Source organism: Bacillus sp. SRL543 (genome assembly GCF_984799205.1).
The window spans coordinates 2,723,121-2,743,884 of record NZ_OZ481794.1; the positions used below are offsets into that span (position 1 = coordinate 2,723,121).

General features: G+C 44.0%; 24 protein-coding genes. 7 read left to right on the forward strand and 17 right to left on the reverse strand.

Annotated elements, in window-relative coordinates; translation table 11 throughout:
* Nucleotides 1–158 precede the first annotated feature (158 nt).
* The 3 genes from AC4E8B_RS13875 to AC4E8B_RS13885 form a co-directional block, all read right to left on the reverse strand.
* Nucleotides 159–1,160, reverse strand: a complete 1,002-nt coding sequence (locus tag AC4E8B_RS13875) for a DUF3231 family protein (RefSeq protein WP_490213970.1) — start codon at nt 1,158–1,160, stop codon at nt 159–161.
* A 198-nt stretch (nt 1,161–1,358) separates the two neighbouring features.
* On the reverse strand, nt 1,359–3,149 hold the full coding sequence (gene pepF / locus AC4E8B_RS13880) for an oligoendopeptidase F (RefSeq protein ID WP_490213971.1): 1,791 nt from the start codon (nt 3,147–3,149) through the stop codon (nt 1,359–1,361).
* Between the two features lie 58 nt (nt 3,150–3,207).
* Nucleotides 3,208–3,396, reverse strand: a complete 189-nt coding sequence (locus AC4E8B_RS13885) for a hypothetical protein (RefSeq protein ID WP_009793387.1) — start codon at nt 3,394–3,396, stop codon at nt 3,208–3,210.
* 153 nt (nt 3,397–3,549) lie between these two features.
* Here AC4E8B_RS13885 and AC4E8B_RS13890 point away from each other — a divergent pair, with 153 nt between their 5' ends.
* Nucleotides 3,550–4,014, forward strand: a complete 465-nt coding sequence (locus AC4E8B_RS13890; RefSeq protein WP_490213972.1) for a BsuPI-related putative proteinase inhibitor — start codon at nt 3,550–3,552, stop codon at nt 4,012–4,014.
* A gap of 250 nt (nt 4,015–4,264) precedes the next feature.
* On the opposite strand, the gene ltaS is transcribed toward AC4E8B_RS13890, so the two are convergent.
* Nucleotides 4,265–6,289 (reverse strand): lipoteichoic acid synthase, encoded by a 2,025-nt coding sequence (gene ltaS, locus AC4E8B_RS13895; RefSeq protein WP_490213973.1) that lies wholly within the window; start codon nt 6,287–6,289, stop codon nt 4,265–4,267.
* A 454-nt stretch (nt 6,290–6,743) separates the two neighbouring features.
* On the opposite strand from ltaS, the gene AC4E8B_RS13900 reads away from it, so the two are divergent.
* A complete protein-coding gene (locus AC4E8B_RS13900; RefSeq protein ID WP_490213974.1) occupies nt 6,744–7,340 on the forward strand; it encodes a protein kinase in 597 nt (198 codons plus the stop codon).
* A 30-nt stretch (nt 7,341–7,370) separates the two neighbouring features.
* On the opposite strand, the gene AC4E8B_RS13905 is transcribed toward AC4E8B_RS13900, so the two are convergent.
* The 10 genes from AC4E8B_RS13905 to AC4E8B_RS13950 form a co-directional block, all read right to left on the reverse strand.
* Entirely contained in the window at nt 7,371–8,888 is a 1,518-nt protein-coding gene (locus tag AC4E8B_RS13905; protein WP_490213975.1) for a CPBP family intramembrane glutamic endopeptidase, read from the reverse strand.
* A gap of 13 nt (nt 8,889–8,901) precedes the next feature.
* The gene (locus AC4E8B_RS13910) at nt 8,902–9,333 is read right to left on the reverse strand and encodes a hypothetical protein (protein ID WP_490213976.1); all 432 of its coding nucleotides are present in this window, start codon (nt 9,331–9,333) and stop codon (nt 8,902–8,904) included.
* Entirely contained in the window at nt 9,330–9,533 is a 204-nt protein-coding gene (locus tag AC4E8B_RS13915) for a helix-turn-helix transcriptional regulator (protein WP_101548104.1), read from the reverse strand. Before AC4E8B_RS13915 ends, AC4E8B_RS13910 begins: the two co-directional genes overlap by 4 nt.
* Before the next feature lie 199 nt (nt 9,534–9,732).
* Nucleotides 9,733–10,944, reverse strand: coding sequence for a translocation protein TolB (locus AC4E8B_RS13920; RefSeq protein WP_490213977.1), 1,212 nt, complete (start codon nt 10,942–10,944; stop codon nt 9,733–9,735).
* Between the two features lie 54 nt (nt 10,945–10,998).
* Nucleotides 10,999–11,445, reverse strand: coding sequence for an SRPBCC family protein (locus AC4E8B_RS13925; protein ID WP_490213978.1), 447 nt, complete (start codon nt 11,443–11,445; stop codon nt 10,999–11,001).
* A gap of 20 nt (nt 11,446–11,465) precedes the next feature.
* The gene (locus tag AC4E8B_RS13930; RefSeq protein WP_490213979.1) at nt 11,466–11,756 is read right to left on the reverse strand and encodes a hypothetical protein; all 291 of its coding nucleotides are present in this window, start codon (nt 11,754–11,756) and stop codon (nt 11,466–11,468) included.
* Between the two features lie 236 nt (nt 11,757–11,992).
* Complete coding sequence (locus AC4E8B_RS13935) at nt 11,993–12,475, reverse strand: tetratricopeptide repeat protein (RefSeq protein WP_490213980.1); 483 nt, start codon at nt 12,473–12,475, stop codon at nt 11,993–11,995.
* A 4-nt stretch (nt 12,476–12,479) separates the two neighbouring features.
* Complete coding sequence (locus tag AC4E8B_RS13940) at nt 12,480–12,779, reverse strand: DUF5316 domain-containing protein (RefSeq protein ID WP_490213981.1); 300 nt, start codon at nt 12,777–12,779, stop codon at nt 12,480–12,482.
* Nucleotides 12,780–12,917: 138 nt separating this feature from the next.
* Complete coding sequence (locus AC4E8B_RS13945) at nt 12,918–14,096, reverse strand: GTP-binding protein (protein ID WP_490213982.1); 1,179 nt, start codon at nt 14,094–14,096, stop codon at nt 12,918–12,920.
* A gap of 41 nt (nt 14,097–14,137) precedes the next feature.
* Nucleotides 14,138–15,310, reverse strand: coding sequence for an FAD/NAD(P)-binding protein (locus AC4E8B_RS13950; RefSeq protein WP_490213983.1), 1,173 nt, complete (start codon nt 15,308–15,310; stop codon nt 14,138–14,140).
* A gap of 540 nt (nt 15,311–15,850) precedes the next feature.
* On the opposite strand from AC4E8B_RS13950, the gene AC4E8B_RS13955 reads away from it, so the two are divergent.
* Together AC4E8B_RS13955 and AC4E8B_RS13960 are read left to right on the forward strand one after the other, a co-directional pair.
* Nucleotides 15,851–16,846, forward strand: a complete 996-nt coding sequence (locus AC4E8B_RS13955; protein ID WP_490213984.1) for a permease — start codon at nt 15,851–15,853, stop codon at nt 16,844–16,846.
* Nucleotides 16,847–16,859: 13 nt separating this feature from the next.
* A complete protein-coding gene (locus AC4E8B_RS13960; protein ID WP_490213985.1) occupies nt 16,860–17,849 on the forward strand; it encodes a TIGR03943 family putative permease subunit in 990 nt (329 codons plus the stop codon).
* A 30-nt stretch (nt 17,850–17,879) separates the two neighbouring features.
* Here the strand turns inward: AC4E8B_RS13960 and AC4E8B_RS13965 are convergent, their stop codons facing one another.
* Entirely contained in the window at nt 17,880–18,080 is a 201-nt protein-coding gene (locus AC4E8B_RS13965; RefSeq protein ID WP_490219681.1) for a mycothiol transferase, read from the reverse strand.
* The gene (locus AC4E8B_RS13970) at nt 18,081–18,401 is read right to left on the reverse strand and encodes a hypothetical protein (protein WP_490213986.1); all 321 of its coding nucleotides are present in this window, start codon (nt 18,399–18,401) and stop codon (nt 18,081–18,083) included. It abuts the gene before it with no gap.
* 119 nt (nt 18,402–18,520) lie between these two features.
* Here AC4E8B_RS13970 and AC4E8B_RS13975 point away from each other — a divergent pair, with 119 nt between their 5' ends.
* Nucleotides 18,521–18,694, forward strand: a complete 174-nt coding sequence (locus tag AC4E8B_RS13975; protein ID WP_490213987.1) for a DUF4083 family protein — start codon at nt 18,521–18,523, stop codon at nt 18,692–18,694.
* A 36-nt stretch (nt 18,695–18,730) separates the two neighbouring features.
* Here the strand turns inward: AC4E8B_RS13975 and AC4E8B_RS13980 are convergent, their stop codons facing one another.
* On the reverse strand, nt 18,731–19,300 hold the full coding sequence (locus AC4E8B_RS13980) for a DUF6434 domain-containing protein (RefSeq protein WP_490213988.1): 570 nt from the start codon (nt 19,298–19,300) through the stop codon (nt 18,731–18,733).
* 150 nt (nt 19,301–19,450) lie between these two features.
* On the opposite strand from AC4E8B_RS13980, the gene AC4E8B_RS13985 reads away from it, so the two are divergent.
* Nucleotides 19,451–19,954: a DUF2243 domain-containing protein gene (locus AC4E8B_RS13985; protein WP_490213989.1), complete on the forward strand. Its 504-nt coding sequence runs from the start codon at nt 19,451–19,453 to the stop codon at nt 19,952–19,954.
* On the forward strand, nt 19,941–20,762 hold the full coding sequence (locus AC4E8B_RS13990) for a cytochrome c oxidase assembly protein (RefSeq protein WP_490213990.1): 822 nt from the start codon (nt 19,941–19,943) through the stop codon (nt 20,760–20,762). Before AC4E8B_RS13985 ends, AC4E8B_RS13990 begins: the two co-directional genes overlap by 14 nt.
* Nucleotides 20,763–20,764: the final 2 nt, after the last annotated feature.

Genomic DNA, 20,764 nt, shown 5'->3' on the forward strand with positions numbered 1-20,764 from the left:
ATTTGAGCTGTTTTTAGGGTTTTTTTGAAATTAGGGGGAATTTCTCCGCTTATATTTCAGCCTGTCACCGATTCACTCATTCTTAAGTAACTTTACGGTAATGCTATTTGAATTTTGGCAAGCACCAAAAGAGCCGCAAATGCGGCTCTTCAAAAAAGTTATTTCATCAATTCGTTCCGATCAGCAGCTAAAGGCATCTGTTCCATCCATTGCTTCTTGATGAGGAGCTGGGCTCCATCCTCTGCATATAGTCCTACCTCTCCCAGAAGACGGGCATAGTCACCCGCAATGTCCCTCCTTGGGCTCGCAGAAAGGGCGGTTCCGTAATTGCCCAACCCTGAAGCTGCCATCAAGCCCACCTGGAACATCATCAATTTATCTGAAAAGGGGGCTGCCTGACTGTCCGTTATTTCAGCATCCCATGTGACCGGCGCCGGCAAATCATTTTCCTGCAAATAACGGCTGAATATCTTGGTATGTTTTTTAGCAATTTCTTTCCCGCGGACTAAATATTTTCTCGCTTCCTCATCTTTTACGGTTTGCGCAAACGCTGAAACAAGGGATCCGCCGAAATAATTTGTTTGGACATTAGAAAAAAGGTGGGTTATTTCAACGGCTGTCAAAGGCCTTTGTTTGCCGAGCCAGCCTGCAAGAAATTGCTCCTCCTTCACCATTTCTGCTTTTGTAAGAGGAGGAATATAAGGCGACCGTACTTCAAGGCCTTTAGAAAGAAGGACCTTTTTTGTCTCATTCAACAATTCCATCGCAGACGAAATACAGGACATAAAGTGTTCCCGGACATCGTTCCGGTACGTAAGAGGCAGAATGGCTCCATAAGTCACCATTGCCCCTTTAGCCATTTGCTCTGTATAAAAGAGAAAAAAATCATCAGAAAACAGCCTTGGCGCATTTATTTGGACATCCTGGTCAGTAAAGCCTTCAGGTACTGCATGGCCTTCTTCCCTGAAAATACCCGCTATCACATTGACATGCTGCTCGGCTAAGTCAAGGGCATGGCTCAAAACTGTCTTTGCCTCGCTGTCTTCTACACAGGAGAGAAAGTATTGATAAACACACTTGAACATACTATCTGATACATAATTTGTCCATAATCCAGCAATCTCGGAAGAAGTTAAACGAATATGATGATTATTCTCCAAAAAAATACCCCCACTTTATTGATGGAGGTATTTTTCCCATTATCTCTATTTGTTATGACTACTGAGGAGGATTATTTAGTAAAATCCGAAAGTACCTGGCTTCACATTTTGCAGCCGGTCAGGAACAACTCTAGAACACGATGACCTGCAAAACTTCCTTTTGTGCAGCATAATCAAGCTTCAATCAGCTCACACCATCTATAGCGCCTTCTCCAATTCCTCCACAAGCTCGCTGAATTTCCTCATAGAATTTTCAATCGGCTCAGGAGAAGTGAGGTCAACGCCGGTTTTCTTCAGAAGTTCAAGCGGGTAATCGCTGCTGCCGCTCTTCAGGAACTCGATATACGACTCAAGCGTCTCCTTGTCACCTTCGAGAATTTTGGTTGCAAGGTGGATAGCTGAAGCGAACCCTGTCGCATATTTGTATACATAGAACGGGCGGTAAAAATGCGGGATCCTTGACCAGCCGTATTTCACCTCTTCATCCAAGACCAGCTCATCACCATTATACTCACGGAAGAGCTTCTCATAAATTCCGTTGAAGACCTCGACGTTGAGCGGCTTGCCCTGCTCTGCATATTCATGGGTGATTTTCTCGAACTCGGCAAACATGACCTGTGTAAAGAAGGTTCCCTTGAACTTATCAATAAAGTGGTTGAGTAAATGCTTGCGCACATTCACGTCCTTCTCGTTATCGAGCAGGTAGTTGATCAGGAGCACTTCATTAACCGTAGATGCCACTTCAGCAACGAAAATGCTGTAGCGCGCTGAAATCTGCGGCTGATGCTGGCTGCTCAGCTTGCTGTGCACCCCGTGGCCGCACTCATGCGCCAGTGTGAACAGACTGTTCAAATCATCCTGGTGGTTCAGGAGGATATAAGGATGGACTCCATATACACCCATATTATAAGCGCCAGATCTTTTCCCCGGCGTTTCGCGGACATCCAGATAGCGGGCATTTTTAAAATCCTTCAATGTCTGTACATAGTCCTCACCCAGCGGTGCCAGTGCCTTCAGCATGATCTCATATGCTTCTTCGTAAGGGATTTCCTGCTTGACCCCGCTCACGAGCGGAACACTCAGGTCATACTGATGCAATTCATCAAGCTTGAGCTTTTCTTTTCTAAGTTTATTGTACTCATGCATCGGTGCGATATTATCCTTTGCTGATTGAATCAGATTATCGTATACCTCTTTTGGAACTTTATCACCAAAAAGCCCTTTTTCCAATGCTGACGGATAGTGGCGGAGCTTGGATGTGGCCACATTGTTCTTGATCGCTGCGGACAATGTGGACGCAATCGTGTTTTTCAGCTCAACATACGGCTTGTAGTAAGCTTTATAGGCCTCCTTGCGCTTTTCGCGGTCTTCGTCTTCAATCAGCTTGCTGTACATGCCGCGTGTAAGGCGGACCTTCTCTCCATCGTCATTTGTCACCATTCCGAATTTGATGTCGGCATTGTTGATCATACCGTAAGTATTGCTTGGCGACGATAGTGCCTCCCCCAGCTGGGACAGGATTTCTTCCTGCTCTTTGCTTAGTACATGGGCTTTGTAGCGGAATGACTCAAGCAAGTCTTCTTCAAAATATTTCAGCCCGTCTTCCTCTGCTATGTATCCTTTTAGCGTTTCCTCATCGAGGCTAAGAAGATAAGGCATGAAAAACGAGGTGGCCGCCCCAACCTTGACCCCAAGCTGTTTCACGCGGTCCTGAAGCGACTGGGCAGCCGTATCCCTCGTATCCTGATCCACCTTGAACATGCTGTATGCATATACATGGGTAAATGTATACGACAGCTCTTCACTGAGCTTTAAATATTGGTAAAGATCCTGTGCATCCTTGATATTCCCGTCAAACTCTTTCAGCTTTTCAGCCATTTTCCCTACTTTATCAAAATCCTGCTCCCAAAGCTTTTCATCACTATAGATATCCTCCAGATTCCACGTTTCCTCAACAGGCACATCCTGCCTTGAATTGTATGCTGTCATTCCCTTCACTCCTTCTAGAAATACTTTTATATTATTATGTACGGAAAACCCGTTCCTGCTATTCCCCTTCGGAAATAAGTATTTTATAGCCTGCCAGCTGCGGGCCTTCTTCATAGCTTTCCCTGCTGATAATATAAAACCCTGACTCTTCAGGATCGGCAATCACCAGTTCATCAGGACTTTTATCCACCTGGGCAGCATCAAGGCTGAAATATTTTTCCCCTAAAAGGGCATGATCGAAATTCATAAAAAAAACCTCCTTTTGAAAAAGATATCAGAACATTACAGAAACACCAAAGCTTATGCTCCATTTTTCATCTATTGACTGTAACTTTATCCCCCCTGTTTACGCCAGTATATATAAAGGGAATAAGAATCCTGACAGCAAAGAAAGGTGATCATGATGTATAAATGGATCCTGGTGCTATTCCTTATATTGACGGGGTGCGGCACGAGCATAGAAAAAAATGAACCTGAAAACGTTACGGAAAATAACACTAACGGAGGAGGAAGCAGCATTATTGCAGGCAGTGTAGAACCTACCCTTCAAAAGGAAAGCTCACTGAATTATGTATACACCATAAAAAACCAGACAGAAAAAGAAGTCGAAATGAAGTTTCCTACTTCCCAGCGCTTCGACTATTCCGTCAAAAACAAGGATGGAACCGAAGTATTCCTCTTCTCAAGTGCGGCATTTTTCCTGCAGGCGGAGGGAGAAGAAGTGCTGAAGCCGGCTGAAGAGCTGAATTACGATATCAATCTCAGCCAGCTGAAGCTTACCACCGGCACGTACACCCTGGAAGCCTGGATGACCCAGCAGGACGGGGAAGACTATAAAGTCACTGAGGAAATCACAATTGAATAGAATTAGCCTCTGCATTTTCAGCAGGGGTTTTTTTTATAACATTTTAATCACTCGCTCATGAAAGGAAAACACATCAACATGATGATTAAAGCATGCGAGCAAGCAGTGCCTTCGTTCTTTCCCTCTTGATAGGTTTTAACAGACATATACCTTCTTTACAATATTTTTCAAAGGAATGAAAGTTCCCTTATCGGCCAAATATCCTAAAATGGCCGCAAAAAAGGCTGCCCCCAATAGGACAGCCTTCCTGCTATTCAACTTTATTTGAGATTTCTTCATCTGTTTTGTCTTCAGCTATTTTTTCACTATCTGTTTTTTCTTCATCTGCTTTTTTACTTATCATTTCTTCACTTGGCTGATAGTGATATTTCGAACGGTCGACCGGTTTAAAGCCTTCCGGTGTATAGAACCGGAGCAGGTCACCATTAACTACTTTGTCTGACAGCTTAAGCTTCTGCTCTACATTCAACTTGAATTTTTCCGCCTCTTCAAGCCTGCTTTCATCAAGCAGCTCGCCTGTCTTAGAATCATAGTACTTGCCGCCAGTGGAAGTGATCTCAGGGCTGGCAAAGTCACCATTGCGGAAAGGAACGATTTCATCATGATCTTCTGACAGAAGATCAGTCCCAAACTGGATGTTGTCTTTATTCTCAATTCCAAGCAGGTGCAGAACAGTCGGCAGCAGGTCGATCTGGCCGCCATACTCATGATTGACGCCGCCCTCCATGCCTGGCACCCGGATGAAAAGAGGCACCCGCTGAAGGCCCTGGCTGACAAAGTCATCGACTTCCTGGCCAAGCACCTCTTCCATTGCCTTATTATGGTTTTCAGAAATACCATAATGATCTCCGTACATAATAATAATGGAATTATCGTATAAGCCTGCTTCCTTCAGATCCATGAAAAACTGCTCCAGCGCCTCATCAGCATATCGGGCGGTCTGGAAGTAATTGTCGACTGATTTATCCCCGGTTGTATGAGGGGCAATCGTAGTTTCTGCCTGGTCCATCTTATATGGATAATGATGTGTTACTGTAATGAACTTTGTATAGAAAGGCTGCTTCAATGATTGCAGATGGTCCATCGACTGCTCAAAGAAAGGTTTATCCATCAGGCCGTATTCTGCCTGAGGGGCATTCATATCATAATAGCTTGAATCAAAGAATTGATCGAAGCCAAAGGATTTGTATATTTCATCCCTGTTCCAGAAGCTTCCGGAGTTACCGTGGAAAACAGCGGATGTATAGCCTTGCTGGCCCAGGATGGCAGGCGCAGCCTGATACGTGTTCGTCCCCTTTGTTGTAAAAGCTGAGCCCTGCGGAAGTCCGTAAAGGGAATTTTCAAGCATGAACTCCGCATCGGCCGTTTTCCCCTGTGCTGTCTGGTGGTAGAAATTATCGAAATACATTGTATTCTGTTCACTTGTCAAAGAATTCAGGAACGGTGTTACTTCTTCACCATGAAGCTTATAGTCAATCAGGAAATTCTGGATAGATTCGAGGTGCAGGTAGATGACATTCATCCCTTCCCCTGCTCCAAAATATTTTTCATTAGGCTTGGCATGATTCGATTTTGTAAAATTGATGACTTCTGTTACATCATTGCTGTCGGCAAAAGCCCTCTGTGCAGTTGACTTTGTGCTTTGAACAGCATCGTAAATTGTATAATTGTACATTCCAAGATATTTAACAATATAGTTCCGGTCAAATCCGCGCGTCAGCAGCTGCGGGCGGTCTGACTCAGCCAGTCCCAGATTAAAGCTGGAAATGGCCAGGGACAAAAACATCAGTGCAGCCACTTTCCTGCGCGGGGCATTGCCCATTTCAAATTTCACCAACCGGCTTGCCAGCAGTACAGCCAGGATAAGCAAATCAGCAAAATAAAGGACATCATGCGGCTTCAGCAGAGATGTCACGCTTCCGCTTACATCGCCGAAGTTTTGTGTCTGAGTCAGTGTCGGCAGCGTCAGGAAGTCATTGAAAAACCTGTAAAACAGGACATTTGCATAAAGAAGGAATGACATCAGGAGGTCGATTCCAATCAGCGCAAAGTATTTTTTCCTCCCTTTAAAGAAAAAGGCAATTCCCAGGAACAGCATCGCTGATCCAAGCGGATTCAGTACAAGCAGGAACTGCTGAAGGGCGTTTTCAATCCCGAGGCTGAATTCCTGGGCCTGTACAGTGTATGTCTTGATCCAGAGCATCAGGACGGCCAATGCATAAAAGCCTGCAAATTTAGTTAATATATTCGTATTCAAATAGTTTGCTTTTTTCAAAAGTATAACCCTCTTTCTATTGCAAAATCGAAATCTTGCACAGGGGATGCCATTTCCCATTTCCCGTTTTTTGGCCCTTACATTGCATTTGAAGCACAACATAATGAGTAAGTGTACCATGATTATGTGCAAAAATGAACTGGTAACCGATGCAAAAGAGCTTGTTCACAAAAAGCTCACATATATTATACGTATAAACAGCCTAAAAAGTTTCACCATAAGTATTTTGCAGCAAATGAATAGACTCAAATATATATACCCAGGAATAGAAAGATATTCCTAATTTGATTGTTAAAAAGGAAATAATCTGCTAAAACCCCGTGAAAAAATCCATTTTATAGTATAAAATAATAAATTATTGCAGATTCAGATAGCATAAATTTGCTCCTGGCTGCGACTTATCTTTTCCTTTGTCGAGATCAAATTTGTTCAGTCATAAATTGAGGTGGACTTTATGCTTGTGCATATAGGGGAAAATTGGCGGAAATATTGCATCGAGGAAAATTTTATCGGAATCGGATCTACAAGAAAGGTATACCGGCATAAGGGTTATGCCATCAAAGTGCATCTCCATCCTGTAGGATACAAGCAATCTCTAATGGAGAATGAAATGTATCAATCTATGAAAGCAGCAGGATTGGGCAGCCTGTTTGCTGAAGCTTTCTACATTGATCAGTCTGTTTTTGTTCAAAAATACTATGAGCCCATTGCGTTGATCAACAATCAGTCTTACGAGATTGATAAAGATTCAGACAGAGCCTTCCTCCCTGCCGGCTATGAAAAAGCATTGCAGATCCTTGATGCTGAATTTGACTCTTTTGATATTAAAGACAGCAGCAATTATGGTTTAAATGAAGAGAAGCAGCTCGTTTTCATAGACTATGGCATGACAAGGAAGCTGTATGAAAATGAGTGGGTCCCTTTGGCTGAATGCGGGGTCCTGCCGCAGATTTATTTTGAACAGTGCGTCTCATGCGGGATAGAAAAAGAGCTGCGCATGTACGGAGAATATGATGAAGACAAAAGGTGCCTGCAATGCGGGAAAGAATGAAGCAGTGAGGCACCAGAGACTATCAATCTCTCAAATAAATAGCGGGGCAGCGACATGTATGACAATGTCTGCAAAGATATGGGCGATCATTGCATATTCCAGCCCTGCATACACGAATATCGCACCGAACACTATACCGCCTATTCCATTTATAAGGAGCATTCCAAGAATAAGGCCAAGAGTCATGTCGAACGCCGAAGCCGCAACTCCATAATGCAGTGCGCCAAATAAAAGGGCTGCGCTAAAGATGCTGATCCAAATGGCAGTCTTCCCAGGCTTCTTTTTTTTGATCTTCGCTGTTAACCAGAGAAGCAGAGTGACAAAGAACAGCCGGAACATGGTTTCTTCTGTTATTCCCGCTCCGAAAGAGCCTAAAAGACCCAGCTTCCAATCCGGTTCGTTTATGCTGGAGTTCTCAATACCGAGCGGTTTCGATATAAAGTAGCTTGTGATGCAAATCACAATACCTGTCGCACTTCCGAAGAAAATAGCTTTCCCTGTATCTTTTGCGTGCTTTCTCCAATTGCCCTTCCTCATAATAAGAGATTCCAGCATAGGAATTTTAATATCTGCCGTTTTCGCCATAAGCAGAGCCAGCAGGATTAGAATGCCAGCCTCAATTACAGTCTGGCCTGCAAAAATCAGCGTAAAAGCTGCTTCCGTCACCCCCATATCCTTATGGAACCCTTCCCTGGCCATTGCATAAGGAGCTAATGCCAGTGCCCCAGCCAGGTTGATGGCGAGAAGCAGGAAGTATACCCTCCAATTAACTAGCTGCTCTTTTTTTGATCGGACCTGGATCTCCGCTTCTTCATCTGAACACTCATCCATTTTCAGCTTCAGCAGCTCTGCAAGTTCGTCTGATTGCTCGATGTATACGAAGGCTTTCTTTACTTCTTTCTTTAATCCAAAATAACCTCTTGCTGTAGCAGGCTTCTTAAAGATTATTTCATGCCTCAGCTCATCACCCATTCCGAATGTCCTGGTCAGCACCCTGGGAAAAGCGGTTGCATGAAAGACACCCTTTTCGTAAATGATCCCCCCGCTTTTGTTATACTGAAGGGATGCTTTCTGTATGCTGTCAATCTCGCTGATATGGAAGGACAATTCCCTCCTCGCCCCGATTTTCATATCAACCCTGTTATTCCTGACGGTAATGGGTGTATTGCGGAGCCAGTTATAATCGCCGATCATATAAATGATGCTGTAAATATGGACCGCTGAAATAGTGTAAGCAAGGGCCGGCTCCTCGTTTCTCAAATATATATGGAAAACAATCATTTCAAGAATCTGTTCATGCAAAAGAGCGAGGAATAGCCAAAAATAATTGGAGCCTTTCAATAATGGAAAAACAGCTGCCTGATTTACAGGCTTTCTCTTTCCCCATTGGAAAATGCTATAATACAGGATCTTTCCTTCTTTTAACACCATCGCTCCAAATGGATTGTGATCGATCCTTCCCTGTTTATATTTGATAAAAACAAATATCAGAAAAGCCTCGAGCAATACAGCCAGTATGGAAAGTGATATCAGCATCTGTTTATCCATGTAAGTCCCCCCTTTAACGGTGTCTTCTCAGCTCAAGCCAAAAAATCAAGTATTGAATAATGCCCATCCCGGCAAGAAGCATGACCGGGAAGTAAGGAATATGATTCAAGAAAGCTGTCAGGGCAATTGCAGCCGGTATAAAGGAAGCAAAAAAGATATACACCTTCCTCGTTGCCTTATAAGTTATCCACTGCTGGCCTTCATCTTCTTCCCGTAACTCCATCGGTATGATTTGCGGCTTCACCTTGCTGCCAGGGTTCAGCTTGTTATAGACAGGTATGGAAGCAACAAGGATGAGTATTGGAATGCCGAGATACATCGGATCAATATTCATCCATCCAGGAACATCGTCAGTATAATAATTGCCGATCATTATGATCCCAAGGCCCAGGATCAGCAGACAATTAAAGAGTGGAGATTGAAAAATAGCTTTTAGCATGGTCATTCTTCCCCTTCTAAATGAAATATCTGTTCGACCGGGACACCAAATACAGAAGATATCTTCAGGGCGAGTGTGATGGACGGAGCATAATCCCCCTTTTCAATCAGCCCGATCGTCTGCCGGGAAACACCGATCTTATCTGCAAGATCCTGCTGTGTGAAACGGAATCTCGCCCTCATTTCCCTAACGGAATTTTTTAACATGGTAATTTCCCCCTCCCTAGTCACTTTAAGAGTAAAGGATTATTGTCATAATGTAAATGATAGTTGTCATTTATCCATAATTTTGTAACAAATCGGCAGACTTGTGATAATCAGATAGTTAATTTTACAGAGAAACAAAGATTCAGTTTTAGCTAAAAAAACAATAAAATAGCCCATTCTCTGCAGAATGGGCCTATCTCTAATTGCTTTTGAAAAAAACCGGTGCTTGGTCCACTCTTTCAAGCCAGACCTTTGCTTTGCCGCCTGCTCCCTCTTTGATCCAGACGTCTCCCTGCATTCCGCGGCTTTCTGTTCGCATCCATGTTATATACTTTCCTGTAACTTGAGGCTTAGTATCCATGCTGCCTGGTCTAGGGAATGTGATTTGCTTCTGGATGCCTGATTTGATATTGATGTTGTATAGCTTTGAATACAGCTTTGGGACCGGCCCTTCCTTCCAGTCTTTATTTTCCTTTGCCCGTGCTGAAACTACTTCGTCTCCTGTCAGCCATGCGAGGTCAATATCTACATAGCCTTCTGGCGTATATTCCTTTTGGCCGGCTGAAATTGGAATATCTGCTACCGACGTCCTTTTATCCTGGACTAAAAATCTGCCTTCACCTGAAATATACGCCATTTTATTTTCTGAGGGGGACCATTGAAACCAATCAGGCTGGTTCAGCATCTTGCCTATAGTCTGGAACCGGGTACCACCTGCCGACAATACCATGAGTGTGTTGCTGTCTGCAGACCATGATGCGGTCGGGACTCCCAGAAAGCTTATCCACTTGTGGTCTGTGCTCCACTTGAAATGATTGGCATCAATCGCAAACAATTTGTCTGGGTCAGTTTTAATCGTATAAAATGTTTTGATTTTTTCCGGGTTTAGTCCGGCATCCTTATTTATTTTGAACAGCCTTACCGGCCCCCATCCAGTGGGCAGCAGTTCCGCTTGTGACGACGCAATGAATCCCTTGCCGTCCGGCGTCCAAGTAAAATCACTTACACCCAAAGAGACATTTTCAAAGTCCATTGGTATTCCGTTTTTTGTTTTTGTGATATTAAGAACTCCCCTGGAAGTGTAAGCAATTGTATTGGCATCCGGGGACCATTCGAAATGATAAGTCTCGATTGTTTTATAGGGCTGATAGCTCCGTTTCTTCTGTAAATCATACACATATAGATAACGCTGTTCACCCTCTGCAGCCAGATAAGCAATGAACTTTCCATCATAAGACCATTTGGGATCTGATGCCTGTCCCCCTTCAGTCAAACGGGTTTCTTTTTCTCCCTCAGCAATCCACAAATTCCCGTCCCGTATGAAGGCTGCCTTTATATTTCCTTCAGCCTGGCTGGGAAGAGGCATGCTTGCCAGGATAATCACTATACATAAAAAAATCCTTAATCTCATGGAAAATCCCTCCTGCCGTTAGGGTGTCCCGATTAAGGATGATGATTCCAATATTCAGCCTAAATCATGCTTGCAGACAAGGCCGTGCTCTAAATAAAACTTAAGGAGGACGAGTGCTTCGCCCCAGCCGGCTGCACAATTCAAGCAGGCCTGCAAATCTTTGCGGGAGGAGGAATACCCAGTCTCGAGAACACTGACAACCGTACCTTCATCAGCAGGCTCCAGTGTAAACGCAACCGTAGTCGTACTATCTCCGGGAGTCCATTGAAAAGTGAATTGCCGGCCCGGCTCTGCATGAAGAATCTCCCCTCCATCCTCAAGCACAAGTTTTTCTGGACCATAACTGTTCCACTTCATGCGGATATTACCAGTGCCATCAGGTTTCATATTCAGGAAAGTTTCATCGGTAAACCAGCTGTTCCAGCCTTCCGCAGTGGTTAAAACCCGATAAATATCATCTCTATCTTTCCTGATCAGAATTCTGTGTCCGATCTCCGGCATCTTACTATTCCCCCAATCTATTAAGGCATGGAGCTTGAAATCAGCTCAATGACAAATGCCAATACGGCCAGCAGGATGGTCATGATGGTACTGCTTAATAAAATGTTTTTACTTATCATTATAAATTTTTCAGGTTCCCTGAGCTGGTGGTAGATGAGGGAGACCAGGAGGCCAAGCATGATGGCTGCCCCCCACAGAACCAATCCAGGTACAGTCGTCAGCTGTTCCCAATCCGCCATCCATAAAAATAGTATATACAGCTGTAATCCCAGAATAATAAAGCCTGCGATCGCTCCTAGTATTCTTCTCATAATAAAACCTTTCCTCTCAATTCTGACTGCTCATGCTGCTGTCGAAAAGGGATATTGCATTTTACTTTCCCTATTAAGTCCCCTTCACTTCTTTCCTGAAGATGCCTTGTGTATACCTTTTGTCCTTTCAGACAGCTCTATTTTCCACTGCCTTCTTACCTCTATAATAGATTTGACGAAAAAAAGAACAGTAAGTTTCAATAATTATCAAAGAAAAAAGGACCTGTTAAAGGCCCTTATTTCCAGACTGTATCCAACTTATCCGAATAAAAGAAAATTGCGTTTCTATACTGCTGAATGCCTTCGTCTGAAGATGTTTCCGCAAGGCTTTCCAGCAGGAGGCCCATTGCTTCTCCATGGCTTCCTAAATTGTATAATACCATAGAATAGAAAACTCTCATTGCACGGTTATCAGGGAATCTTTCCATCCCCTTCTCCAGCGTATATCTTGCCTTCTGATATTCTCCTAATGTACGGTAAGTGCTCCCCAATCCGAGCAGTGCCCCCTCCAGCTCCTTATCTGGAAGTCCAAGGCTGATGGCTCTTTCATAATAGGGAGCTGCCTCGCTTTCTTCCCCCAGCAAATCAAAGCTCCATGCAGCATGATAGCTGATAAGCGCGTCGTCGGGCTTTCCGTCAGCCAGCTCCTGAAGAATAAGATTTGATTTCTTCAGCTCTCCCAGCTCTCTAAGTTTGATTGCATATTCAAGTTCTTCCATAGATTCATCCTCCGCCGGACATAAGATAATAACCCAATACTGCTATCATATTCGGGAGGCCGAACAGCAGGATCCTCCACCCTATTTTTTGCCGCCTGTTCCTATCATTCCTGCTCTCTGTGTGAAAATTAGCTCGATTTTGTTCTCCGCTGATGAAAACATTAAACAATAATCCGCTTAATAAAATGGAGGCTATAGCTAAAGCCCCGCAAAGCATGACTAAGAAATTCCAGTCATCCGCCGCAAAAGAACCAGCCGCAGCAAGACACGCCAGTATGATTCCTGACAACAATGCTTTTTTCATCAAAACATCCCCTTTTCTTCATTATATTTATGAAGGGAAAGAGCCGTTAATCTTTTAATCTTCTTTTTTCAATGAACTTTATCCTTCCTTTTTTGCAAAAAAAAACGCCGCAACATTTTAGTGCGGCATCTTACGATTTTAAAAAGCAGGCAAAGGGTCCTCAAAAGTTTTCCAGTCTGCCTCAGCTTCCTCTTCACTAATCAGGCAAACATCAAGCGAATCCTCAATGGCCCGGCGGTCCATTTTTATGCCCATCATGACCAGCTCTGTCTGCCGGTCCCCTGTTATTTCATCCCAGCTTTCCTTAAGCTCGGGATCTTCTGACAGAATTTGTTCCCGTTCGGCCTCGGGAAGCGATGCGATCCATGCACCCGCCCCTTGCAGGATAAGCGACGGTCCAGCCTGAGAAAGAAGGCCGGCTGTATCTTCCCTGCCTGCAACCCAAACAAAGCCTTTTGATCTGACAACCTCGGCAGGCCATTGTTCAAGCCATTGCATAAACCGGTCAGGATGGAATGGCTTTCTTCTTCTATAGACGAAAGAAGAAATTCCGTATTCCTCGGTTTCCGGTATATGCTCATGATTTAGCTCTTTGATCCAGCCTGCATTTTGGCCAGCTTGTTCTAGATCAAAAAGATTTGTATTCAGCACACGGTCCAGCGGTACTTCCCCATGTATCGTTTCAATGATGTCCGCTCCCGGGTTGAGCTTGCGGAGGACGGCTGTAAGCTCTTCAGCAGCCTTCCTTTCTGTCAAATCAATTTTGTTCAGCAATATCACATTGGCAAATTCAATCTGATCGATCAGCAGGTCCACCACTTCGCGCTCATCTGAATCCCCTGCCTCCTCCTGCCTGTCCAGAAGGCTTTCTCCTGAAGAAAAGTCCTCCCAAAAACGGTATGCATCCACAACTGTCACCATGGTATCCAGCCTGCAAATGGAGGACAAATTTATGCCTAAATCTTCGTCAGCATATGAAAAGGTCTGAGCAACAGGGACCGGCTCGCTGATCCCTGTTGATTCAATCACGATATAATCAATATCGCTTTTGGCAGCAAGCTTCTCAACCTCTATCATTAAATCCTCGCGCAGGGTGCAGCAGATGCAGCCATTCTGCATTTCAACCAGCTTTTCATCTGTCCTTGAGAAGCCGCCCTGCTTCACCATTGCAGCATCAATATTCACCTCGCTCATATCATTGACAATCACAGCCACCTTCAGGCCCTCACGATTTGCGAGAATGTGATTGAGCAAAGTTGTTTTTCCCGAGCCAAGATAGCCGCTCAGGACAGTAACAGGTATTTTCTTTATAGTCATTAAAATCTCTCCCGTTAAACGTATTCATTACGATTTAAATTTCATAACAAGCTGCTTGTAATTCTTTCTGCTGCCTGGCGTGCCCCTGAGATATTTCGGGCAATCGGCCCTATCTCCAGCTCGGCCAGTGCTCCTGTAACATAAAGTCCGCGGGACCATTGGAGCGAATGGCCAACGATCGGATAACCGCTCTTAGCACAAGGCAGGGTATGCTTTTCAATAAAAGGGGCAAGCCATTCTTTTCCCGGCAGACCGGCCTGAAAGCCGGTGGCCAAAACAACAGTACCTGTCTGATGGATAAGCTCCCCTTCTTCATTGAACATAGAAATGCCCTCTCCGCTCCATTCAGCCCGCTCAACATGGCCATCAATAAGGTGAAGCTTTTCCTCTTTAGCCAAATGCTTGATTTTTGACAGAAGATCAAATGGAAGAGATCCCTTATTCCTTGCTTTTATAATCTGCCGGCGTTTTTCCTTCCAGGATTCAAGCTTGCGGAAGCCATATTGGTTTTTGGGACCGAGCCACCCTGGATCACTGTCAAAATCATGCACCCTGAATGGATGACGTTTAAGCAATGTTGCCTTGCCAGGATATTGTGTACTTAATCTTATGGCCAAATGAGCCCCCGTTATCCCTCCGCCAAGGATCGTAAAAGGACCTTTTAGATGCTTTAAATCTGGAATGCCTTTTTCAAAAATATGATAAATGGAAGGGCATCCTTCTTCTTTCATCTTAATGGCCCATTCAGGAAAGAAAGGCTCTTCTCCAATCCCGATTGCAATGGCTAGATTTTTTGTATCTAATGTACGGCCATCCTGAAGGGCAACATGCCAGCCGCCCTCCCGCTCCAAAGCTTCGCTCACCCTGCCCTGCACCCATGAATCTTTTATTTTTGTTTCCTGGATAACATGCTGGCAATGCTCATTGAATAATCTTAATGAAGGTCTCTTATACCTGCCGTAGAATGCTTTCGTTTGTTCGGTATCACCTGCAAATTTCTGCAGGCTGAAAGGCCCGTCATCGATATGATGCACAGAAGGAGATCTCAAATAAGGCATCGAAATGGCAGATGTGCAATGGTTCCAATTAAATAGCGGATCATGATGCGGATCAATAATTGACAGCCCTTCTAAGGATACTTTTTTCTTTCTCAGCAAGAAAGCAGCCAGCGTAACACCCTGGATTCCCCCTCCGACAATGACCCATTCTTTCATATTTATAACCCTCCTTGAAAAAGTGCCATGCTGATGTGTGATTATGTAAAGTGGCTTCAGCTTTTTGTGTTTATTAGCTAGTTTTTTCTTTTATTAGTAAGTTTTTCAGTTTATTAGCAACTATTCCAATTTATTAGCAACTTTTTCCTTTTATTAGCAACCATTCCAATTTATTAGCAACTTTTCAGTTTTATTAGCAACTTCAACGCCAAATGTAACTCCAAATAAAACGTAATAATTCCGATTTATTAATTAAACCATAACTTTTAAACTTATGCAATCCCTACTCCTGGTAAGGTTCTCTAACGTTCTTTGTGCCTGCATCTACCCTGGTTCTATTCTCTAAGCAATTCCTCTTGGAACGACTGGCGCATCTCTTTCCCTGAATGAACAGGTATTCCAGCCTCCTAAACTGCTATGAATGGGACAGGAATATTCCCATGGACAAACACATATAGTTAGCTTAGAATGTGTAAAGCGTAATTATTACGTTTACTTCAAATTCCATTACCGGCGAGTGCTGTTATTTAGGAGGGTAATATGAATCGAATAATGAAAAGCAATATGGGCGATTTGACAGGTCTGATTATCGCTGTTACAGCGGGCCTGTTTATCTTTTCGATTGTCAGCTTTCAGGAAGCAGTGGAGCTTCCCTCATCATTGCTCAATTTGAATACTATCTTTATCAGTATTTTAATAGAGGCGCTTCCATTTGTATTGATCGGCGTTCTTATAGCTGGATTTATACAGATTTTTGTGACTGAGGACCATATTAAGAAATGGATACCGAAGAATAAATATATGGCGATACTGATGAGCTGTACGGCGGGAGCCCTTTTTCCAGCATGTGAATGCGGCATTGTTCCGATTATACGAAGGCTCGTAGGCAAAGGGGTGCCTATTTATGCGGGAATTGGCTTTATGCTCACTGGACCGCTTATCAACCCGATCGTTATTGCTTCTACATATATGGCATTTGGCAATGATGCGAAGATGGCCGGTCTTAGGATGGGGCTGGGTTTTGTCATTGCACTGGCATCGGCTTTTGCTGTCAGCCTATTCTTCAAAGGCAATCAATTTAAAAAAGGCCTTCATACAGAGGCCGCGCATTCGATGAACAAAGCTCCCTTTTTGGACAGGCTTTGGTCGATGCTGACACATTCTATTGATGAGTTCTTTGATATGGCAAAATATTTAATACTAGGGGCTTTCCTGGCTTCATTCGTCCAGGTATACTTGCCTGCAAGGACACTGCTCGAGGCAGGGAGCGGCCCTGTCACATCACTGCTGGTGATGATGGGCCTTGCTTTCATACTCTCTTTATGCTCGGAGGCCGATGCATTCATTGGAGCTTCATTCGGCAGCATATTCCCTTCTGCCTCTGTATTGGGCTTCCTGATTTTCGGCCCTATGATTGATTTGAAAAACACACTGATGATGCTGAGCGTATTTCGGAAAAGATTTGTTTTATCCGTGCTGCTGATTGTCGCAGTAACCGTTTTTGTAACTTTGCTTGCAGCACAGAGTTTAAGGTAAGGAGGGAGATACATTGACCATAAATTATCAGCAAGGGTTGAGGGCTCTGATTTTGCTTATCTTTTCCTCATTAATTTTCAAACTGCATTATACTGGGGAAATAAACAAGTACATCAATCCGAAATATGAGAGCCTCAGCCAAATCGCTTCAATTATTTTCCTGGTTTTGTTTTTTATACAGATCACACGTATCTGGGAACAAAAGAAAGATAAACACCATCATCTGGAAGAAGCTAGATGCTGCCATCATGAGGATGATAACCATGACTGCGGGCATCATCATGATCATGGCACCTACCCTTTTACAGCAAAAAAGCTGCTATCCTATACGATCATCATCTTCCCCTTGATTACGGGCTTCCTCCTCCCGCCCAAGGTGCTGGACGCATCGATTGCGGATAAAAAAGGGGGAATGGCCATTTTATCGCATGGAAAGCAGAAGGCAGACCAGGATAGAGCAGAAACAGAGGAGCAGCAGACTGGCAAGAATCAAGCGGCAACAGAAGAGCAGCTCGAGGAAGAACATGGAGCCATTTTAGACGAAAACGAGCCAGATCCAAATCTGGAAAACCAGCCTGTCATGACAAATGATGAATACACAGCATACAAAAAAAGCCTGGCAAAAAGCAATAATATTCTTTTGAATGACGATGTGTATGCAGCCTATTATGAAAGCATGCATGAAGATCTGGACAGCTTTGTGGGAAAAGAGATCGAGCTGAAGGGGTTTGTTTATAAAGAAGAAGGCTTTAGCGAAGACCAGCTTGTCATCTCCCGTTTCCTTGTTTCACATTGTGTGGCAGATGCAAGCATTGTCGGCTTTTTATCACAGTTTCAAGAAGCCGCAGGGCTGGAAGCTGACAGCTGGATAAAAGCAAAAGGAACAATTGAGATGGCTGAATATAATGGCACAATGCTGCCGCTCCTTAAAGTGACAGAATGGGAATCGATCAGTGAGCCCGATCAGCCATATATTTATCCAATAACAATCAAGGTTATATAAAGAGGGGCGGACACATAGATCCGCCCTTTTTCATGCATGCCCATCTTCAAGCCCTCTTATAACCTTGATCTGGCCTCTGTGGCTGACTTCATCCTCTATGACGTGGAACCACATCCAATAGTGATTATATGCCAGCCCATTTTCCCAGTAATGATCCTTAAGGAGCCAGTCTTCATCAGCGGCCTTCAGTTTTTCCAATGTGTTACTCCGGACTTCATTGAGTTCAGCTATCTAAAACTCCAGATCAATGCCTCTATACTTTTCTCTGGACAGATTACCCAGTTCCAGTGCAGTTCCCCATTTTGCTCTTTCATCCTCATTTAAGTCCCTTTGCTCAAAAGTTATAATGGTGTGGACAAATTCGACCGCAGCCATGTGCATCAGCAGGGCACCGATTGAATTAGAGGCCTCGTCGATCAAAAAATCGAGCCGGGATTGATCCAGCCCCTGTATTTCACTAAGTGTTACAGAACTTGAATGTTTGAGCATGCTCACCACATCAGCTACTCTTCTGCCGTATCCTGCAGCAGGCTTTATCCGGTAATCAATCAAGAAAACTCCCCCTGGTGCTGCCCCTAAATCCCTCTGTTCCCCTGCTGAAATTGTAAATTTAATTCCATAAATAAACAGGAGAAATGTTATACTGGAAAAAAAGAAAGGTTGTGGAAAGTATGTTTAACAGTGGAGATGTTATATTCCAGATTTTTATGTTTGCCGTTATGGCTGGCATGGTTTTTGCTGTCTATTTTCTTGTCCGTTGGCTGGTTATGGGAAAACCCGAATCCAAAATGGAACAGAAACTGGACAGAATCATTGAACTGCTTGAGGAGGAGAAAAAAAGCTAGCCTCCCCTGCCGGCTGGCCCGGAAATATGGAGGAATCTATTCCGAGGATCTATATTCATTGCTTCCAGGCATGCTTTTAATTTGCATCCACGCTGTAATAGCCTCAGCTCTGCTTTTTCCCTGGTTTTTCGGGTCTGCATAATAATCACGGATAAACCGGTTGTATTCGAACTGCCGGCCTATCTCACGTTGATAGGAAGGATCCTTTTTCCGGTTTTCTTCCTCGTACCACGCTGATACAGCATCGCTGTAGGTCTTTCCGGCATTAGTCTTAAAATATTCTTGTATATAAGTAGAAAAGTGAAAATGTGAACCTATGACACTTTTGAAAAATGCACGGACTTCCTGAGAACAAGTATGTTTCTCACAAATGACAGTATCAAGGCTTAATGGGGCTCTGGCAGCGCGGGGCTTTGGACTTCTTTTTTTCATCGGGCCTTTCTTCTCCCCTGTCGTCAGATATATCTCAATCCTTTCCGACAGCTCCGCTTTTCCGCCTGACGTACTCATCCTTTCTTCCCTGCAGAAAGCCTGAAGCTCTGCTTTCAGCCAATAATATTCACTAAATTCTTTTAAGCTTATTTTGCTGGTAAGTTTCGGCCTCATTTAATCCTCCATTAACTTTTCTTCCATTCAATTATAGAACGAATGTTCTTAAAAAACAAGAATTAAGGGAAATTATTCCACTGCTTAAATTTGCGTTATTATGGGTAGATTGGTGAGAAAAGGACTTTTTTAAAAATAGGAGGTTGGCTGATGGCAAGAATGGACAAAAATCTTTCCCATGTTCAGGCAAAGTTTGCCGGCAGGAACCTGGGTTCTGGTGTTTTGTTTGGAGTGGGCCTGGCAGCTTTTTTCGATGAAGCTGTTTTTCACCAGCTTTTGCACTGGCATCATTTTTACGACCTTTCCACCACGGCCGCTGGACTGGTTTCTGACGGTTTTTTTCATGCATTCAGCTGGTTTGCCACTGTAGCAGCTTTATTTATGCTTGCAGACCTCCGCCGGAGGGCAGCCTGGTGGCGGAAGAGATGGATGAGCGGCGTCATGCTGGGTTCAGGAGGCTTCAATTTTTATGACGGAACTATCCAGCATAAAGTCATGAGAATCCATCAAATTCGCTATGAGGTTGAAATTTTGCCTTATGATCTGGCCTGGAATGCTCTTGCGCTAGTTTTCATTCTTTCAGGAACCATGCTTTTCCTGAGGACGAACAAACAGCTGCGAAAGGCAGGTGCAGCAGCAGATGCACGGCAATAGCCATCAGCACCATGAAGCTGCCGCTGGTGCTGATTTATTCGCTGCCCAAAGTACTCTTGTTGTGTTTTTTGTATGGCTGCTTCTCATGTACCTTGCAGTCCAATATTTCGGGAAACGTGATTGGCCTTTATACAGGACAATTCTTTGGATTGCCGGAATCTTTTGCTGTATAGCAGCGGCAGGTCCAATAGCTTCCTGGTCCCACAATAATTTTTCAATGCACATGATGGGCCACCTGCTCCTCGGGATGCTCGGCCCCCTGCTGATGGTCCTTTCCGCTCCTGTCACATTGATTTTGAGGATGCTGCCTGCTGCATATGCCAGAAGGGGGGCCAGATTGTTAAAATCCCGTTTTTTTTGGTTTGTATCCCATCCGGCTATAGCGGCATTCTTAAATATAGGAGGGCTTTGGCTTTTATATACAACCGATTTGTTTACAAGGATGCATGAACAGCCTCTGCTTTACCTGCTGGTCCATTTCCATGTTTTCCTGGCAGGATATCTATTTACGGCTTCGTTTATCTCAATTGAGCCTTCTCCGCATAGAAAGAGCTTTATGCCGAGGGCAGCCATCCTGATCACAGCCCTGGCCGGTCATGGTATATTATCTAAATACCTCTACGCCCATCCCCCTGCAGGCGTATCAATGGATCAGGCCCAGAGCGGCGCTGTCCTCATGTATTATGGCGGAGATATGATAGACCTGTTCATCATCATTTTTTTCTGCCTTGAATGGTATAAAGCGAGGCGGCCTAGAGATACCGGGATCAGCACTGCACGCTTGCAGCACCGGGACGCCATAGAATAAGG

What these genes read in the sequence shown, in the direction of transcription:
- pepF (WP_490213971.1), bottom strand. Translation starts at nt 3,149, where the DNA reads ATGACAGCATACAATTCAAGGCAGGATGTGCCTGTTGAGGAAACGTGG.
- AC4E8B_RS13885 (WP_009793387.1), bottom strand. Translation starts at nt 3,396, where the DNA reads ATGAATTTCGATCATGCCCTTTTAGGGGAAAAATATTTCAGCCTTGAT.
- AC4E8B_RS13890 (WP_490213972.1), top strand. Translation starts at nt 3,550, where the DNA reads ATGATGTATAAATGGATCCTGGTGCTATTCCTTATATTGACGGGGTGC.
- AC4E8B_RS13900 (WP_490213974.1), top strand. Translation starts at nt 6,744, where the DNA reads ATGCTTGTGCATATAGGGGAAAATTGGCGGAAATATTGCATCGAGGAA.
- AC4E8B_RS13905 (WP_490213975.1), bottom strand. Translation starts at nt 8,888, where the DNA reads ATGGATAAACAGATGCTGATATCACTTTCCATACTGGCTGTATTGCTC.
- AC4E8B_RS13910 (WP_490213976.1), bottom strand. Translation starts at nt 9,333, where the DNA reads ATGACCATGCTAAAAGCTATTTTTCAATCTCCACTCTTTAATTGTCTG.
- AC4E8B_RS13915 (WP_101548104.1), bottom strand. Translation starts at nt 9,533, where the DNA reads ATGTTAAAAAATTCCGTTAGGGAAATGAGGGCGAGATTCCGTTTCACA.
- AC4E8B_RS13920 (WP_490213977.1), bottom strand. Translation starts at nt 10,944, where the DNA reads ATGAGATTAAGGATTTTTTTATGTATAGTGATTATCCTGGCAAGCATG.
- AC4E8B_RS13925 (WP_490213978.1), bottom strand. Translation starts at nt 11,445, where the DNA reads ATGCCGGAGATCGGACACAGAATTCTGATCAGGAAAGATAGAGATGAT.
- AC4E8B_RS13930 (WP_490213979.1), bottom strand. Translation starts at nt 11,756, where the DNA reads ATGAGAAGAATACTAGGAGCGATCGCAGGCTTTATTATTCTGGGATTA.
- AC4E8B_RS13935 (WP_490213980.1), bottom strand. Translation starts at nt 12,475, where the DNA reads ATGGAAGAACTTGAATATGCAATCAAACTTAGAGAGCTGGGAGAGCTG.
- AC4E8B_RS13940 (WP_490213981.1), bottom strand. Translation starts at nt 12,779, where the DNA reads ATGAAAAAAGCATTGTTGTCAGGAATCATACTGGCGTGTCTTGCTGCG.
- AC4E8B_RS13945 (WP_490213982.1), bottom strand. Translation starts at nt 14,096, where the DNA reads ATGACTATAAAGAAAATACCTGTTACTGTCCTGAGCGGCTATCTTGGC.
- AC4E8B_RS13950 (WP_490213983.1), bottom strand. Translation starts at nt 15,310, where the DNA reads ATGAAAGAATGGGTCATTGTCGGAGGGGGAATCCAGGGTGTTACGCTG.
- AC4E8B_RS13955 (WP_490213984.1), top strand. Translation starts at nt 15,851, where the DNA reads ATGAATCGAATAATGAAAAGCAATATGGGCGATTTGACAGGTCTGATT.
- AC4E8B_RS13975 (WP_490213987.1), top strand. Translation starts at nt 18,521, where the DNA reads ATGTTTAACAGTGGAGATGTTATATTCCAGATTTTTATGTTTGCCGTT.
- AC4E8B_RS13980 (WP_490213988.1), bottom strand. Translation starts at nt 19,300, where the DNA reads ATGAGGCCGAAACTTACCAGCAAAATAAGCTTAAAAGAATTTAGTGAA.
- AC4E8B_RS13985 (WP_490213989.1), top strand. Translation starts at nt 19,451, where the DNA reads ATGGCAAGAATGGACAAAAATCTTTCCCATGTTCAGGCAAAGTTTGCC.
- AC4E8B_RS13990 (WP_490213990.1), top strand. Translation starts at nt 19,941, where the DNA reads ATGCACGGCAATAGCCATCAGCACCATGAAGCTGCCGCTGGTGCTGAT.